The 16,778-nt window shown below is 49.2% G+C and carries 14 protein-coding genes; 5 read left to right on the forward strand and 9 right to left on the reverse strand.

Translation table 11 applies throughout. From position 1 onward, the window contains the following. Positions 1-128 precede the first annotated feature (128 nt). Both ACOJUN_RS00705 and ACOJUN_RS00710 read right to left on the reverse strand, forming a co-directional pair. Positions 129-308 carry a hypothetical protein gene (locus tag ACOJUN_RS00705; RefSeq protein ID WP_422134773.1) on the reverse strand — a complete coding sequence of 60 codons (180 nt, stop codon included), beginning with the start codon at positions 306-308 and terminating at the stop codon, positions 129-131. Positions 309-369: 61 nt separating this feature from the next. Continuing rightward, positions 370-762: a hypothetical protein gene (locus ACOJUN_RS00710; protein WP_422134774.1), complete on the reverse strand. Its 393-nt coding sequence runs from the start codon at positions 760-762 to the stop codon at positions 370-372. Positions 763-1,129: 367 nt separating this feature from the next. On the opposite strand from ACOJUN_RS00710, the gene ACOJUN_RS00715 reads away from it, so the two are divergent. Further along, on the forward strand, positions 1,130-2,227 hold the full coding sequence (locus ACOJUN_RS00715) for an AI-2E family transporter (protein WP_422134775.1): 1,098 nt from the start codon (positions 1,130-1,132) through the stop codon (positions 2,225-2,227). 60 nt (positions 2,228-2,287) lie between these two features. Beyond that, entirely contained in the window at positions 2,288-2,914 is a 627-nt protein-coding gene (locus tag ACOJUN_RS00720; protein ID WP_422134776.1) for an NUDIX hydrolase, read from the forward strand. Positions 2,915-3,106: 192 nt separating this feature from the next. Here ACOJUN_RS00720 and tldD read toward each other — a convergent pair whose 3' ends face one another. The 7 genes from tldD to ACOJUN_RS00755 form a co-directional block, all read right to left on the reverse strand. Next, the gene (gene tldD / locus ACOJUN_RS00725; protein ID WP_422134777.1) at positions 3,107-4,546 is read right to left on the reverse strand and encodes a metalloprotease TldD; all 1,440 of its coding nucleotides are present in this window, start codon (positions 4,544-4,546) and stop codon (positions 3,107-3,109) included. A 132-nt stretch (positions 4,547-4,678) separates the two neighbouring features. Continuing rightward, complete coding sequence (locus ACOJUN_RS00730) at positions 4,679-8,635, reverse strand: YhdP family protein (RefSeq protein WP_422134778.1); 3,957 nt, start codon at positions 8,633-8,635, stop codon at positions 4,679-4,681. A 31-nt stretch (positions 8,636-8,666) separates the two neighbouring features. After that, a complete protein-coding gene (gene rng, locus ACOJUN_RS00735) occupies positions 8,667-10,139 on the reverse strand; it encodes a ribonuclease G (protein WP_422134779.1) in 1,473 nt (490 codons plus the stop codon). A gap of 209 nt (positions 10,140-10,348) precedes the next feature. Next, positions 10,349-10,948, reverse strand: coding sequence for a Maf family protein (locus ACOJUN_RS00740; RefSeq protein ID WP_422134780.1), 600 nt, complete (start codon positions 10,946-10,948; stop codon positions 10,349-10,351). Positions 10,949-10,953: 5 nt separating this feature from the next. Beyond that, on the reverse strand, positions 10,954-11,442 hold the full coding sequence (gene mreD, locus ACOJUN_RS00745; protein ID WP_422134781.1) for a rod shape-determining protein MreD: 489 nt from the start codon (positions 11,440-11,442) through the stop codon (positions 10,954-10,956). Further along, entirely contained in the window at positions 11,439-12,344 is a 906-nt protein-coding gene (gene mreC, locus ACOJUN_RS00750; protein WP_422134782.1) for a rod shape-determining protein MreC, read from the reverse strand. Before mreC ends, mreD begins: the two co-directional genes overlap by 4 nt. Before the next feature lie 98 nt (positions 12,345-12,442). Beyond that, positions 12,443-13,480 carry a rod shape-determining protein gene (locus ACOJUN_RS00755; RefSeq protein ID WP_317145571.1) on the reverse strand — a complete coding sequence of 346 codons (1,038 nt, stop codon included), beginning with the start codon at positions 13,478-13,480 and terminating at the stop codon, positions 12,443-12,445. 473 nt (positions 13,481-13,953) lie between these two features. Here ACOJUN_RS00755 and ACOJUN_RS00760 point away from each other — a divergent pair, with 473 nt between their 5' ends. From ACOJUN_RS00760 to gatA, 3 genes are all read left to right on the forward strand, one after another. Continuing rightward, positions 13,954-14,643 (forward strand): tellurite resistance TerB family protein, encoded by a 690-nt coding sequence (locus ACOJUN_RS00760; protein WP_422134783.1) that lies wholly within the window; start codon positions 13,954-13,956, stop codon positions 14,641-14,643. A 274-nt stretch (positions 14,644-14,917) separates the two neighbouring features. Then, positions 14,918-15,205 (forward strand): Asp-tRNA(Asn)/Glu-tRNA(Gln) amidotransferase subunit GatC, encoded by a 288-nt coding sequence (gene gatC, locus ACOJUN_RS00765; RefSeq protein WP_317145569.1) that lies wholly within the window; start codon positions 14,918-14,920, stop codon positions 15,203-15,205. Positions 15,206-15,265: 60 nt separating this feature from the next. Further along, entirely contained in the window at positions 15,266-16,717 is a 1,452-nt protein-coding gene (gene gatA, locus ACOJUN_RS00770) for an Asp-tRNA(Asn)/Glu-tRNA(Gln) amidotransferase subunit GatA (protein WP_422134784.1), read from the forward strand. Positions 16,718-16,778 lie beyond the last annotated feature (61 nt).

Consider the following 16,778-nt stretch of genomic DNA (forward strand, 5'->3'; position numbering starts at 1 on the left):
GGGTTCAGGTTTACCCTGAGCAGCAGCGGGATCGGGTCTTGAATCTCCAGCATATCTAAAAGGAGCAGGATCAAGACCTGAGGCCCACCCAAGTAGAGAGGGTGTCGCAAAACTTCAACAGCTCGTTCTCACGCTCTGAAGTCGTCATTCCCGCGAAGGCGGGAATCCAGCGCCAACGGTGGATCTCTGCCTTCTCGGGGATGACAAGGCCAGGGGGACACCGGGCAGTATGGTTCTGGTGGAGAGTCAGTGTGGATTCCCGCCTTCGCGGGAATGACGAGAATGAAGCCGACAATGACGGGAGTCAACGCGTTCCCACGCCGGAGAGAGCTTTGCAACACCCTCGTAGAGGGTGGGAGTGAATATCAGTCACAATGTTGATGGGTCAGGAAAAATGGATAAGGATTTGATCTTACCATTTTCATCAAGCACAAAAACATCAACATATGAGCTATTAATGCCCTCAATATTCAGAGTTAAATTTAACACGCAGTCAGTCAAAAGCTGTTGATTGACAACATCATATTTCACATCTTTATCCTTATGGCAAAATAAGTGTTTAGCTGTAATTTCTCCATATTTAGGTGAATACACCAAGTCATCCTTGTTGCTGAATAATGGCAGTATGCCATTGCATTCGTTACCATTCTTAAGGCTTTCTACATATGTTTTTGTCACTATTGTGCAATTACCGGATAAGGCAATGCTAGATGCAAATGCCATTATTGATATTAAAAATAAACATGAGATATTTTTAATCATCTTTAGCCTCAAATATCTGGCTTTAGGATTTTAGTGCATGATCGACTTTTCAATTTGCACGACAAATACCAAGGCAAGCCCAATTGCCCATGGCATGCTGTGCAATGAGATCAGGCACAACTTAATTTTTGATGGTTTCCTCAAAATCCTGTATACAGTCATTGCGACGCTCCCTTTGTCGGGATTAAGCTTGATGCGGCTTCATCTGCGATACATCCAGGCGAGCCTGTTCTGAAAGCATTTTAGTATAAAGATGGCGGCTTACTCACTAAGTTAGCCAAGGTGGATCGGCGTAGCATTCGCCTTCGACTCTCCATGGCTGGCAACGATGATGACAATCAATTTTTGCAAGCAGAGGAGTCAGATCTTGAATCCTGAACATAGGCAAAAGGAGCAAGAATCAAGTATGCAATCAGCCGAAATACAGAACATTAGCCGCTATTTAGTGACAGCTGCTTCACTGGTGATTATTCTAGCCGGTATCCGTCTGGGCAGTGAAATACTCTCTCTCCTGCTGTTTTCCTACTTCCTGGCGATCCTTCTTAACCCTGCCATTAATGCCTTGAGCCGACTGCACATTCCCAGGGTGCTGGGTATTTTGTTAGTGGTCTCGGTGCTTATCATTACTATGATGATGATTGTGGCTTCCATTGGCAGCGCCTTGCAGGAGTTCGCCAAAGCACTGCCAGGGTATAAGCAGCAAACGATCGAGATGATCCACCAGGTCAGTGAAAAACTGGCACAGCGCAACATTAATCTGGATCTGAAATCCATCACTGAACCACTGGATACCTCGTCCCTGTTTGGCTTTTTAACGTCCATGCTAAGTCATATGGGCAGTGCCACCAGTTATGCTTTTCTGATCTTTCTGACGGTTATATTCATGCTGGCCGAGGCTCCGCTGCTAAAAAATAAGCTGGTCCGCGCCATGCCCAATCCGGACCAGCAACTGAAAGATCTCGAAAGATTTGTTGCCTCGGTCAATCATTATGTTGCCCTGAAGACGGCAATCAGTCTGCTCACCGGATTGCTGGTCGCTCTGATGCTATGGTCACAAGGGGTTAACTTTTACCTGCTCGGTGGCATTCTGGCTTTTGCCCTGAACTTTATTCCAAACATTGGTTCCATACTGGCGGCGATACCCGGTATTCTGATCACTTTGCTGCAACTGGGTTTTTCTGAAGCGATATTTGTTTCAACAGGCTATTTCGCGATCAACATGCTGATTGGTAACATGCTTGAGCCCAGAGTTTTGGGTAAAGGGCTTGGCCTTTCATCCATGGTCGTTTTTTTATCGTTACTGATCTGGGGCTGGTTACTGGGTCCCATTGGCATGCTGCTCTCAGTTCCATTGACCATCAGCATAAAAGTACTGCTGGAGTCCTCACCCGGTAGCCGAAGGTTTGCTGCGCTTCTCGGATCTGGTCGGACAAAAGAGGAAGTAGAAGCTGAACTGTCAAAGTAATACTCAGCTCCAGCCGACTGTACTAGAGTGAATAGATTCATCAATGGACAGGCAAATATCATGCAGAAAAATCCATGGATAGACTGGGCTGAAAAGATTCGCGCTATAGCCCAAAACGGAATAACTTATGCTGATGGCGACTTTGACCTGGAGCGCTACCATCAGCTCCAGGGCATTGCCCACGAAATGACGGCACTTCTCGCCGGTGCTCCCATTGAAAAAGTTGATCATTTTTTTCTTCCTGAGAATGGCTACACCACACCCAAGCTCGATATCCGGGCCGGGGTGTTTCAGGAAGGTCGTATCCTGCTGGTGAGAGAGCGCTCTGATGGTCGCTGGGCCCTGCCGGGTGGCTGGGCCGACGTCTGTGAGTCTCCGGCCCTGGGAGCAGAACGGGAAACTCTGGAAGAATCAGGGTATGTTGTCAAAGCCGGGAAGCTGGTGGCTGTTCGCGATGTTCATAAACATCCCTACTACCCCACAAACCCCCATCACCTGATCAAAATGCTGTTTCTCTGCGAACTCAAGGGCGGTAGTCCCACTGCCAATATCGAGATATCAGAGGTCGGCTTTTTCGAACCGGATCAACTCCCACCTCTTTCACAGGGGAGAACCATTGCTTCTGACATCGCTTTGCTGAAGCAACATCATGAAAATCGTGAACTGCCCACAGAGTTCGATAGCTAGCAGCCTGACCGAGAATAGCGCCCGTAGCGAGGACGGCAGAAAATTGAGGATGAAAATTCGGTTTTGTGAGGAGAATAGCGAGCTATTTGACGAACAAAAGCGGATTTTCAGACCAATTTGCTGCCGCCGCAGTAGGGCAGTCTATTCTCGGTCAGGCTCCTAGGCAGTTTCACCGGCCACTTCCCATAATGATCAGGCCGTTCCGCCTACCGTGATTTCATCAATCTTCAGCGTAGGCTGGCCCACGCCAACAGGCACAGATTGGCCGTCTTTACCGCAGACGCCAACGCCCGGATCCAGCTCAAGATCATTACCAACCATGGAGACCTGATTCATCACATCAGGACCATTACCAATGAGGGTAGCGCCTTTAACCGGGGTAGTGATCTTGCCATTCTCAATCAGGTAAGCCTCACTGGTAGAGAATACAAATTTGCCGGAAGTAATATCAACCTGACCACCGCCCATATTGGCAACATAGATACCTTTGTCAACACTGGTAATAATCTCACCCGGATCGCTCTTGCCGGCCAGCATGTAAGTATTGGTCATTCGCGGCATGGGCAGATGAGAATAAGACTCCCGACGTCCATTACCCGTTGGAGCGACACCCATCAGACGAGCATTCAGCTTGTCCTGCATGTAACCTTTCAGGATACCGTTCTCAACCAGAACCGTTGATTCGGTCGGTACGCCTTCGTCGTCAAGATTCAGGGAACCTCTGCGGCCTGTCAGAGTGCCATCATCAACAATGGTGCACAGTGGGGAAGCAACTCTTTCACCGATGCGACCCGAATAGGAAGAACTTCCCTTACGGTTAAAATCGCCTTCCAGACCATGACCTACGGCTTCATGCAAGAGAACACCCGACCAGCCCGGAGCCAATACCACTGGCATGGTCCCAGCCGGAGCAGCAACGGCCTCAAGATTCACCAGAGCCTGTCGCACCGCTTCACGGGCGTAGCCCAAACCTTTGTCATTCCGGATAAACTGCAGATAGTCACCACGGCCACCACCACCGGCAGAACCTCGCTCAATACGGCCATCTTTCTCGGCAATAACACTGACACTCATACGAACCAGCGGGCGAATGTCTGCTGCCAGTGTACCATCAGAAGCAGCCACCAGAATCACTTCATGGGCCCCCGCCAGGCTGACATTCACCTGCTTAACCGCTGGATCCGCTTTTCTGGCTTCCTGATCAACAGCCTTGAGCAGTGCCACTTTCTCTTCACGGCTCATAGAATCCAAAGGATTATCCATGCCATATAAAGCCAGTGGCTGGCTGCGGTTCCAGGCCTGAATCTGATGTTCCTGCCCCTGACGGGCAATACTGCGAGCCGCACCCGCAGCCTGCTCCAGGGCCGGTAATATAATTTCGTTGGAATAGGCAAAACCGGTTTTCTCGCCGCTGATAGCACGTACACCCACACCCCGGTCTACATTGAAGCTGCCTTCCTTGATAATACTGTCTTCCAACGACCAGGCTTCATGGCGTGTGGACTGAAAGTAGAGGTCCGCAGCATCTACCGAATGGCCGAGAATACTGTCAAGTACTCTGCCCAATTCGTTGTCACCGATATTTGCCGGCGCCAGCAAATGATTTCGCGCCTGTGTAAGAATGTCGGTCATAGTTTATTCAGGCCTTTGCTATTATCCATAGCCTGCCCCTATGAATTCGGAGCGGGCAGACGTCGTTATAGTGAGATTGTCACACCTATAGATAGAAAAAGCATTCTCATTTTGCTTAATCCTGTTTTTGAGTCAGGGTTTTTTCCGCTTGGGAATCTCTGTCTGGTTTGGTTTTCGGGCTTTGCCGGAGAATAACTGATCCAGAGTCACTTCAGGATTATCAAAAGAACCTTTGATCCGGTAGCGAATACTGGCCAGCTGATCCACTTGTTTGCCCACCAGCACATCCGCCAGATAAATCAGACCAGCCACCTGAGGCGCAGACCCCAGCAAAACACTGAGTATTGGCAGATTAGACGATAGAGGAAGTGTAATAACCAGACTCATATCCATCCTCTCGGAAAGAGTGTCTATGTGACCATCCATCTTGAAGTTCGATGAAGGCCCCTGAATTTCAAGCGGCTTATCGAAAGTGATAAGCCCTTCGTTGAACCGCACGACCCCGTCCATACGGTCAAAACTGATGCCTTTCTTGTAGAGGTCAGAAAAATCCAGTCGCAGACGTCGGGTCAGTGCCTCCATATTCAGGATGCCGAACATTTTCAAAGCTCCGGCTCCCCCTTCCAACTTCTGCAGGGTGCCAGTTTCCAGCTTCAGTCGAACGGCACCTGTCAGTGACGCCATATTGATACCCATCGGAGGTCCATCCCAGGCCAGTTTTCCCTCAATGGTCGTCTTCTTTGCTGAAACAAAAGGTGAGATACCCAGAGCTTCCTGAAGAGCCTGAATTCCCGACCCCGTCAGATGCTCATTAAAAAAAGTTCTTTGCTGACCATTGATAGAGGTCCAGTCCAGATCTCCGGATAACTCCATCTTCTGCAGATTGATTTTCAGATTCTCAATACGCTTGCCATCAGGAAAGGGTCTCAAACCAAAAGCAACTGAACCCAGATTCCTGCTGCCTAACTTAAGAGAGCTAATGGAGACATTAGCATTGGGCAGATCTAAAGGCCGGATATCAGCCAATACACCTTTATGCCCGGCAGTAGCTTCATTCTTTGCAGGATCTTGGGAAAAATGCAGCTTTTTCAAATTCAGTTGGTAGGGTTGCTTCTGATCCTCAGGTATTATCAAACTACCATCTATCGTGTCACTGCTTAAATCAAGACGTGTGCCACGGGCTTCATGAGACAGGTTAAACACCAGATTATTCAGAGTTTCTTTATTGCAGATGAGTCGGTCAATCTTCAATTGACGGACTTCTATCTGACTCACCAGAGTCTTTTCTGTTGTGTCACCCGGCTGCCCTTCAAACTGACGTTTCCATGGCATCAGATCAAGTTTGGATAGTTGCCCGGACAGTACAATTTTATCGGGCTTCATAGTCGGCAATTTACCTTTATTGCCAAGCAGAACGACAGCAGACTTATACTTGAAGCCATTCTCAAACTGAATTCTGGCCTGTGCTGTCCTGCCAAGAACTATATCCAAAACAGCAGTATCCAGTTCACCTCGATGAGTGAATTGATTAAGACGCAGTTCAAAAGGCACTGTCTGGCCAGCCGCTACTTTTAGAGGCGCCGGAAGCTCGATTTCCATGCCTTTCATGTCACTGGTCACTTTCAACTGAAGGTCAGCAGGCTTGCCGCCCAGTATTAACTCGCCTTTGTAGTGACTAGCACCTTCGAGAAAACTGAGAGCATCCAGCTGAAGCCATTGCTGAAGTCCTTCAGCAGAAACAGAACCGTTCCAGTGGACATGGACTTCAGGCTCAGTTTTATTCTTCATATCGGTGTAAACTCGAGCCTCAACAGCATCACCCAGAAAGCGACCCCTCACTTTTTCAGCAGACAATCCGGTTTCAGTACTGAAATTCAAGACACCTTCAATGTCTTCAATCTGGATGTCCGCCGCATCTATGCCAAAATACGCTCCCGATGTTTCCATACTTACGTCAACTGACGTATCCATGGTACGCTCAAGTGGAATCCCTAACTGAATGCTGCCATTCAGGTCTCCACGAATCGTCCACTTCTTTGCTTCTCCCTTCAGCCGCTGAGCTATGGGGGTCTCTGTCAAGAGCTTTTCGAGATCCGTGCCTGTAGCGGCCACCTGACCAGAGATATTCAAATCCAGATTTTTATCCAGCGCCAGATCAGCCTGGACATGACTGAGCTTTGCAGCCAATAACTTTGCTGAGGCCAATTCAATCTTGATGTTGTCGTTATCCACCCACACTTGTCCCCGGGCGTCATAGACTTCTGGCCAGTCAGGATCATAATCCAGACGCGCTTTATTGACATCGAAATAGAGTCCCCACTTCACAGCATCAGAGTCGTCAGTGTCTTCCAGCGGACCATCGTAGGTAAAGCGCCCTTGGTAAATTTCGGCCCCTTTGATACTGGAATCAAGCCACTCGACCAGCTCTTTTGAAAGCGTTGGCAGATGGCTGGGCAGGTATTTTGGCGTATAGCTGGCATCACCGTTTTTCATGCCCACATTCAGGTCCATGACAATGGGCTCCTTGCCATCCAGGGGAATATCGAGCCTCAGCCGACCACTGAGATTACCCTCGGGTGCTTTTATGGTGATATCATCGCTACTCAGCTGAAAGAAATTCTTCTTATCCAGTACATCCCAACTCAGCCTTGCCTGGGCAGTATCAAAGTGCCAGACATCGCGAAACAGTTTGGTCAGCCCCAATGTAAAATTTTCTGTATCCAGGTCAAAATAGCCGCTGATCATGCCCATTTTTAGATGGCCATTGACGTTTGAAGCAGACGGTGCTCCCTCCCAGGCAGCCACTGAAACGCCTTTCAGTTTCGCAGAAAGATCCAGCTGCTCCCTAAGTGGCTTATCAGGGTGGTATTGGGCAAATATGTTATCGAGCTCACCTGCCGGGTTGAGAATAGTGAACAGCTCATCAGCCAGCTCTGGCATTAGCTGAGTATTGACCAGAAAAGATTTGAGCGCTGCCAGATCAACAGAGTTAACCGAAGTCGTGTAAGTCGGCTCTCTTTCCCTCTTGCCATGAATCTTGATGTTAAGACCAAGATGATGCTCGCCGGACGTCAGACTCATATTTTGCAGCCCAAGCTGCCAGTCTGTACTTCCAATCAGATAATTACTCGCCAGTGAAAGCTCAGTCGACAAAGCAGCATTCGGCAGCAGTTGCTGATCTTTCTGGTAGACAATCGATGGCAGATTCAAATCTCCCTGCAACTGCCACTGACCATCGAGATATTGCCACTCAGCATCGAGATTCAATTGTGCGGTTTTCAACTCCGTACTTTTCAAATGAGCGGCTTTCAACTGAAGAATGTCTTGTGAAAAGAGCGCAGACCAGGGAGCCAGGTCCAGTGCACTGGCCTTGATAAGCCCGGTCCAGGTCATGTCATTTCTTTCAATCCCCTTGCCCAATGCTTTGAACTCCAGACTCCCTTGTTGTGTCACAATTCTGGTCTGAAGATGCTTTAGATCTGACGCTTCTTCAACCAAGAAAAAATAGCGGGTATCAATAATCAGCGGCTCACTGCCATAAGGCTGCATTGTCAGGGAAAAATTGGTGACATCAATGTGTTCCTGAAGCTGTAATAACTCCAGAGTTTTGTGCAGGTTAAAGCCCTTGCCGTCGTCACGGATGTATTGAACTCCTCTGAGTGACCACACGCCATCACTGTCGCTCTCAATGGCCAGAGTGACACCTTCTGCTTCCAGATAGGAAAAGACCGGAGCCCGGTTCATCAGACTGGCTTTAAAATCCAGCTCGAGATCAAGGCGCTCGATAGCAAAACCGGGAGCTTCAGAAGCATTGCCCTGAAGCGTCAACCCTTTGATGTTGAGAGTAGGAGTACCCCCAGCCCAGTTGGCGTCCAGCTGATCGACAGCGAAAGAAGTGTCGAGCGTGTTGTTAAGATATTCAACCAGATAGTCTTGCAACAAGGGCAGGGATCCGATAAAAATCCGGACCCCGGCCACCAGCAATACAATTAAAAGAAGGGCCGCCATGACCAGGCGGAAGCTCCATAGAGCGGCAGACTTGAGGTAAGTTACCAGTCTTGAATCTGACCTCATAAAATACCAGGCCATCTGTTTTTCATTGACGAGTTCCTATTCCCGGTTATACCAGCACCACATCAAACTGTTCCTGGCTGTATATGGGTTCAACCTGGAAACGAATCGGTTTTTGAATAAATTCTTCGAGATCTGCCACATTACTTGACTCTTCATCCAGCAGGCGGTCCACCACCTGTTCAGATGCCAGAACGGTGTAACTCTGGCTATCATAAGCGCGAACAGCTCGAAGAATTTCTCTGAAAATTTCATAGCACACTGTTTCAGCTGTTTTCAATGTGCCACGACCATCACAGGTTGGACAGGGTTCACAGAGCACATTCTCCAGCGACTCCCGTGTTCTCTTACGGGTCATTTCCACCAGCCCCAGTTCACTCACGCCAGTGATGTTGGTTTTGGCGTGATCTTTCTCCAGAGATCTCTCATAGGTTCTCAGCACCTGCCTCTGATGCTCCGGGTCTTCCATATCGATAAAATCAATAATAATAATGCCGCCCAGGTTTCGCAGTCGTAACTGCCGGGCAATGGCTACAGATGCTTCCAGATTGGTCTTAAGGATAGTTTCTTCGAGGTTACGATGACCTACGAAAGCCCCTGTGTTGACATCAATCGTGGTCATGGCCTCAGTCTGGTCGATAATCAGATAGCCGCCTGACTTCAACTGCACCTTGCGACTGAGCGCCTTGTTGATTTCGTCTTCGACCCCAAACAGATCAAAAATTGGACGCTCGCCCGGATAATATTCCACCCTGCCATCCACCAGGGGCACCAGTTTTTTGACAAACTTGGAGACCTTATTGAAGGTCTCCCTGGAATCAATTCGGATTTTCTCGATATCTGGTTCCACCAGGTCACGCATAGTTCTCAAGTGCAGAGGCAAGTCTTCATAAATCGTGGCCGGAGCCGTGTTTTCCTTAACCGTTTCTTCAATGGTCTGCCATAGCCTTCTCAGGAAAAGAATATCGGCCTTCACTTCTGCCTCGGTAATACCTTCTGCTGCTGTTCTGAGAATAAAGCCGCCTTTCTGATCTTCCCCGTCGTCACTCATGCCTTCTTCAACCAGCTTTCTGAGACGCTCGCGCTCTTCTCCATCTTCAATGCGCAGGGAAATGCCTACATGATTATTATGAGGCATCAGTACCAGATAGCGGGCAGGGATAGAGATATGTGTGGTCAGGCGGGCACCTTTTGTTCCCAGGGGATCTTTGGTAACCTGGACAACCAGCGACTGACCTTCATGAACGAGCGCGACAATCGGTCGCTCCGATTGATCATCATTGTCTCTCTCATTGCGGGGAGCAATTTCACTGGCATGAATAAAAGCGGCCCTTTCGAGACCGATATCCACGAAAGCAGCCTGCATTCCGGGGAGAACCCGGACTACTTTGCCCTTGTAGATATTACCGACAATGCCTCGACTACAGGCTCTCTCAATGTAAATTTCCTGAAGTACCCCATTTTCAACCAGCGCCACACGCGATTCCATTGGCGTGATATTCATCAGAATCTCTTCACTCATTCCCTTCCCCTTGAGCTGGTCAGCCTCCCAGAGCCCTTCGGACTTAAGGCCATCTTGGCTGTAAGTCCGAAGGGTTCAAAATTCAATGACAATCCTGACCTGCCAGAAAAACTAAAAAAACAAAACAAATACCTGAAAACGATTTGCCAGACCGAAGGAGCCTTGTCTGGCAGGAAAGCTGTTGAACAGTCTCCCGAGGTTCTTTCTGATCAGTTTTTTACTGACTGAGAGTGCCATGGGCTAATGCCCAGATTCTGAAGCAGATCTGCGGTTTCCTTAACGGGCAAACCCACCACGCCGGTGTAGCTTCCCGTTATGCTGTCTACCAGAACGGCTCCTTTTCCCTGGATACCGTAAGCACCGGCCTTATCCATTGGTTCACCGGTGGCGACGTAAGCTTCTGCCACTTTCCGATCAAAAGCAGCCATTCTGACCACTGTTCTGGATACTCTCACAGATAGATTATTACCATCAGTGACCGCAACTGCTGTGAATACCTCATGGCTATTCCCACTTAATGACAACAGCATATCACAGGCTTGTGGCTCATTTTCGGGTTTACCGAGTATTTTCATTCCCAGAATCACTGATGTATCAGCTGCCAGCACAGGTCTGGCTGGCAAATGGTCAAGAGTAAGCTGCTGCCATCCGGCCAGCGCTTTTTCTTCAGCCATTCGGGTAACATAGGCTTCAGGAGCCTCGCTCAAAAGCGGAGTTTCATCAATCCCGCAATGAATCTGCTGAAAGGCAATACCGATCTGTTGGAGAAGTTCCTTTCTGCGCGGCGACTGGGAAGCAAGATAAATCATGATAATCAGGTCACTCTGAAGTTTCGCCTCAGTGCCCCTAAAATAGCAGACACCCATGGCCAAAATGCGGCGCTGGTGAGGGCCGGCGCCAGATACCAGAGGGTCGGCGGCGTTCTACCCAGGGCACTGCGAATCCACAAATTCAGCAACTGATAAAAACCGACAATCACAAACACCATAAAGGCCTGCTGCCACCAGGGGAACATTCTCAAACGGCGGTGCAGACCCAGCACAATCACAGCCACCAGCAACAATCCCATAGAATTCTGACCAAAGGTTGTTCCCAGCACAACATCCATCAACAAGCCGGTGAAGAAAGCAAAAAATAATCCGAAACGCTCTGGAAGAGCCAGGACCCAATAAAGCACCACCATAGCCACCCAGGATGGCCTGGCAATGGAGATCCAGGCTGGCAGAGGTAAAATACTCAACAGGAAAGCAACCAGCACGGAAAACCAGACAATCCAGTGAGCATTGGCTTTCTGCATACTCATGGGCTCTCCTTCTGGTTAGCCTCAGGTGCCAATTTCGGTTCCATGTCTTCGTTTGAACGGAAGACCAGCAGAACAAAACGTGTCCTGTTGACTTCAGCCATCAGCTGAACCTCGATCCTGGCGAACGCCTCCCCTGGTGTACGCACTATTTTCCTGACTTTCCCCAAGGGGTAGCCCACCGGGTAAATCTGTCCCAGACCCGAACTGGTCAAAAGGTCACCTTCCTTAATATCCACTGTGTCGGAAATATGAAGCAGCTCGACAGAATCCATACTGCCGGTGCCTACGGCAATGGCACGATAGTCACTGCGATTAACCTGGACAGGAACCCTGCTGGCGGTATCTGTGACCAGCATGACCCGGCTACTGACCGGATTAACGGCAATCACCTGCCCCATAACCCCGTGGGCATCAACAATGGCCTGACCTCTGAACACCCCGTCGGTAGAACCTTTATTGATCGTCACGATATGTTCATAGGGGTCCGGATCAATACCAATGATTTCAGCCACCAGAACCTGCTCATCCACAAGTTCGGATGAATTCAGCAATTCCTTCAGGCGTAGGTTCTGGGCAGTCAGAGATGCCAGCTTCTGAACTTTTTGTTCAAGAATCAGGTTACGGGCTTTCAGCCGGGTATTTTCTTCAAGCAGCTCACTTCGGGAAGTCACCAGTTCATCAGCTGTGCTAATAGCCCGGGAGGGCAAATCAGAGATCCACTGCAGGGGGGTAACAGCCATTGTTAACCAGGAGCGTGCAGTAGAGAGGTACTCATAACGGTGATCAACAAACAGCAGGGCAATACAAATACTCAGCAAAAAGACAAAACGTGTCGCCAAAGACTGTTGCTGGCTAAATATCGATTTAATGGCTGGCTCCTGTGATTTGCACGGAGAACTCAATCTTTTAATTTCACAAAAATACAGGCTTCACTCATAACAACAGGCCAGGCGGAAACCGCTTGGCCTGTTGTTTGGCTGGAAAGCAACCCAAATGACGTTCAGTCGGTGGACAGTAAATCCATACAATGTTTGTCCATCATTTCCAGAGCCCGACCACCGCCACGGGCAACGCAGGTCAGCGGGTCTTCAGCCACCAGCACGGGCAGGCCGGTCTCTTCACTGATCAGTTTGTCCAGGTCACGCAACAAGGCACCGCCACCAGTCAACACCAGACCTCGCTCGGCAATGTCGGAAGCCAGTTCCGGTGGAGACTGTTCCAGTGCACTTTTAACCGCCTGAACAATCGCACTCAGGGACTCCTGCAGGGCATCAAGAATTTCACTGCTGTTCAGGGTAAAGCTGCGGGGAATACCTTCAGCAAGATTACGACCACGGACGTCGATTTCCATTAACTCATCACTGGCATAAGCAATAGCAATCTCTTGCTTGATGCGCTCAGCGGTTGAGTCGCCAATAAGGCTACCATAGTTGCGGCGAACGTAGGTTACGATCGCATCATCAAAACGGTCTCCACCCACTCTTACAGACTCGGAATAGACAACACCGCTCAGAGAGATAATGGCAATTTCAGTGGTACCACCACCAATATCGACTACCATGGAGCCACTGGCTTCTTCTACCGGCAAACCAGCACCAATAGCGGCTGCCATGGGCTCTTCAATCAGATAAACTTCACGGGCACCAGCACCCAGAACGGATTCACGAATGGCTCTGCGTTCCACTTTGGTGGACTTGCAGGGAACACAGACAAGTACTCGAGGACTGGGCTGTATAAAACTGTTCTCATGCACTTTGTTAATAAAATGCTGAAGCATGCGCTCGCAGACATCAAAGTCTGCAATCACACCATCTTTCATGGGCCGGATGGCAGTAATATTGCCTGGTGTTCTTCCCAGCATACGCTTGGCATCAGCGCCTACCGCGACTACGCTTTTCTGTGGCCCCAAGTTTCGAATGGCCACAACCGATGGCTCATTCAGGACTATTCCCTTTTCACGGACATAGACCAATGTGTTAGCCGTTCCCAAGTCGATTGACAAATCGCTGGAAAACAGACCCCGTAACCTTTTCAGCATTTTCTGTATTACCTTGATTCAAGGCTTTCTTTAAATGCCGCAAACTCTATCAATGCACAGTACTCAGAGCAAGCAACAATTCCGCAATCTGTATGGTCCAATAAGAGTTACTCAGGGTCAAAATGGAGGATTGCCACTTAAGCTATTCAACACAGACCATAGATTAACCTAATGCAGATAGCTTGCGTTCTCAATGGCCGCCATTCATAATTTTGAAATAAAATAAAAAATCATGAACCTGCTCCTCACCTTTTTCGAACTATTTGAGCTATACTCGTTTCCAATTAAAAATCACATGCCTTGCGCACCTCATACAAAGAAGCCCGAACTTCTGACATTAGTGATGGCTTACACTAAAACTTTTGATAATCCTTACCCGATGCTAACAAACCTTTACCCCGCCTATTCATGCTAAGCAGACGAACACACGTATAGTAACCCCGTTATGAGCACAATCTGAACGGGAGGCCGTTATGGATTTTAAAGGTTTATTTAATCAAGTTGTTAGCTCAGGTTCTTCCCTGATCAGTGAAGGTAAACACAAACTTGAGGGAGAACTGAAAACCTCTTCATCAGGCAGAGAAGGCGGCTCTATTTTTTCTGGCTTCGGAAAAGGTGCACTGACTGGCGGTGCTTTGTCTCTGCTACTTGACGCCAAAAAAGGCTGCACGATGGCAGGTAAAGCAGCCGAAGCGGGTGGTGCAGCAGCCCTGGGAGCATTAGCACTGAAAACCTACAAGGGCTGGGCCAATCAGCCTGAAGATAACCAACAAGACTCCAGCGATCTGGAATTGCAGCAGGAAAATGAAGAAAGGCAGAATCAGGTGATTCTGATGGCGATGATTGCCGCCGCCAAAGCCGACGGCCACGTGGATGAAGCCGAAAGAGAAAGAATCTATAAAGCCTTCGAGTCAATGGGAACCAGTCAAGAACTGAATCAATTTGTACAGCAGGAATTGAAGAAACCTCTTGATCCGGCAGAAGTAGCTAATGAAGTGTTCGGTCCTGAAGAAGCCTCTGAGGTCTATCTTGCCTCCCTTCTCGTTGTGGATGAACAAAATGCTATGGAAAAAAACTATCTTGAGGAACTGGGTAGACAGCTGAAACTCGAGCCTGAGTTGGTTGAAAAACTCGAAGCCCAAGCCCATGTGCAAGCGGCGTAATACCCTGAAGGGACCACAAAGGTCCGTTCGTCTTTGTGGTTCCGACTCAAACCTGCTTCTGACGATTTGGTCCTGACTTCTCAACACCTCTTCCCAGACCGACTCGACACCCATGACTTCTGTCTACAAGAATTAATCTCGACTGCATCTTGAGATTCACCTTCATAGCCCATACATTTAGCCTTTATTCTTCACGTCCAGCTCTCTCTTAGCCTCAAAAAGCAGGTGAAAGCTGGGTATGACCGCTTTTTAAAGCCCGAATTCGGAGATAGCCATGGCCATTGATGCCTCTGAAATTCAGAAGCTTGCCCATTTGGCGCGCTTGTCCATAGACGACAATCAGGTAGAGACCACTGCCAATACCATCAGCCGCATTCTCGAACTGGTTGACCAGATGCAGAAAGTTAATACCAATCATGTTGAACCCATGGCTCACCCATTGGATGCCATCCAGCGCCTGCGCGAAGACGTTGTGTCTGAAGAGAATAATCGCGAGCAGCTGCAGAGCTGTGCACCGGCCATTGAAGACGGACTCTTCCTGGTTCCCAAGGTGATTGAGTGAGCTGGCTCGATACCAGAAACCTCAACCCTTTACCCTGTTTTAAAGCGATTACCCAGAATCATGTACGATAAATCACTCTCAGAACAAAGCCGCGCCCTGGCCGACGGGGAACTGTCCAGTGTTGAGCTGACCCAGCTCTATCTTGAGCGAATCAAACAGCTTGATGGCAATTACAACAGCTACATAACAGTGACCGAAGAACTGGCACTGAAACAAGCCAGGGCTGCCGACGAACGTCGTGCAACAGGCGATGCCTTGGCATTGACGGGTATTCCTCTGGCCCATAAGGACCTGTTTTGCACAGAAGGTGTAAAAACCACCTGCGGCTCCAAAATCCTGGACAACTTTGTAGCGCCTTATGAATCAACGGTTACCCGAAAATTCAAGGAAGTCGGCTCTGTCACGCTGGGTAAAACCAACATGGACGAGTTCGCCATGGGTTCCTCCAACGAAAACAGTCACTTCGGCGCTGTGAAAAACCCCTGGGATACCCGGGCCATTCCCGGCGGTTCCTCCGGTGGTTCTGCAGCCTGCGTTGCAGCACGACTGGCACCCGGTGCCACCGGCACTGATACTGGCGGCTCCATTCGTCAGCCAGCTTCTCATTGCGGTATCACGGGCCTTAAACCTACCTACGGTCGTGTATCCCGTTACGGTATGATTGCTTATGCATCCAGTCTGGATCAGGCAGGCCCTATGACACAAACCGCCGAAGATGCGGCCCTGATGCTGAACGTAATGGCTGGCTACGATCACCGTGACTCTACCTGCCTGGATCGTGAAGTGCCCGATTATACAGCCAAACTCAATGATTCTCTGGAAGGTCTGACAATTGGCTTGCCAAAAGAATATTTTTCAACGGGCCTCGACTCTGAAGTTGAACAATGTGTGCGTGACGCCGTTGCCGAATACGAAAAGCTGGGGGCCAGGGTCAAAGAAGTCAGCCTGCCTAACCTGGAGCTGTCCATTCCTTCTTACTACGTAATTGCACCGGCTGAAGCCTCTTCCAACCTGTCACGCTTTGACGGTGCCCGCTTTGGTCACCGCTGTGATAATCCTGTTGACCTGATGGATATGTACAAGCGCAGCCGTAGCGAAGGTTTTGGTGAAGAAGTCAAACGTCGTATTTTGGTGGGTACATACGCACTGTCTTCAGGATACTATGATGCCTACTACAAAAAAGCCCAGAAGATTCGTCGCCTGATCCGTGATGACTTTATAAATGCTTTTGAACAGTGTGACATTATCATGGGACCTAACGCTCCGACCTCGGCCTTCAACATTGGCGAGAAGAGCAACGACCCTGTTGCCATGTATCTGTCCGATATTTACACCCTGTCTGTTAATCTGGCGGGTCTGCCCGGCATGTCGATACCAGCCGGAATGGCCAGTGGCCGACCAGCAGGTTTGCAGATGATTGGCCGTCACTTTGATGAGTCCCGACTGCTGAACGTTGCTCACCGCTTCCAGCAGGCCACCGACTTTCATAAACAGTTCCCGGTTAATGGTTAACAGTGGGCGGTAGATTGTGCTTCAGACTTACCTCCTGAAAGACAATTTACAACGGATTACA

This window comes from Endozoicomonas sp. ALD040 (genome assembly GCF_049275945.1).
GTDB lineage: Bacteria > Pseudomonadota > Gammaproteobacteria > Pseudomonadales > Endozoicomonadaceae > Endozoicomonas_A.

What these genes read in the sequence shown, in the direction of transcription:
- ACOJUN_RS00710 (WP_422134774.1), bottom strand. Translation starts at nt 762, where the DNA reads ATGATTAAAAATATCTCATGTTTATTTTTAATATCAATAATGGCATTT.
- ACOJUN_RS00720 (WP_422134776.1), top strand. Translation starts at nt 2,288, where the DNA reads ATGCAGAAAAATCCATGGATAGACTGGGCTGAAAAGATTCGCGCTATA.
- tldD (WP_422134777.1), bottom strand. Translation starts at nt 4,546, where the DNA reads ATGACCGACATTCTTACACAGGCGCGAAATCATTTGCTGGCGCCGGCA.
- ACOJUN_RS00730 (WP_422134778.1), bottom strand. Translation starts at nt 8,635, where the DNA reads ATGGCCTGGTATTTTATGAGGTCAGATTCAAGACTGGTAACTTACCTC.
- rng (WP_422134779.1), bottom strand. Translation starts at nt 10,139, where the DNA reads ATGAGTGAAGAGATTCTGATGAATATCACGCCAATGGAATCGCGTGTG.
- ACOJUN_RS00740 (WP_422134780.1), bottom strand. Translation starts at nt 10,948, where the DNA reads ATGATTTATCTTGCTTCCCAGTCGCCGCGCAGAAAGGAACTTCTCCAA.
- mreD (WP_422134781.1), bottom strand. Translation starts at nt 11,442, where the DNA reads ATGAGTATGCAGAAAGCCAATGCTCACTGGATTGTCTGGTTTTCCGTG.
- ACOJUN_RS00755 (WP_317145571.1), bottom strand. Translation starts at nt 13,480, where the DNA reads ATGCTGAAAAGGTTACGGGGTCTGTTTTCCAGCGATTTGTCAATCGAC.
- ACOJUN_RS00760 (WP_422134783.1), top strand. Translation starts at nt 13,954, where the DNA reads ATGGATTTTAAAGGTTTATTTAATCAAGTTGTTAGCTCAGGTTCTTCC.
- gatC (WP_317145569.1), top strand. Translation starts at nt 14,918, where the DNA reads ATGGCCATTGATGCCTCTGAAATTCAGAAGCTTGCCCATTTGGCGCGC.
- gatA (WP_422134784.1), top strand. Translation starts at nt 15,266, where the DNA reads ATGTACGATAAATCACTCTCAGAACAAAGCCGCGCCCTGGCCGACGGG.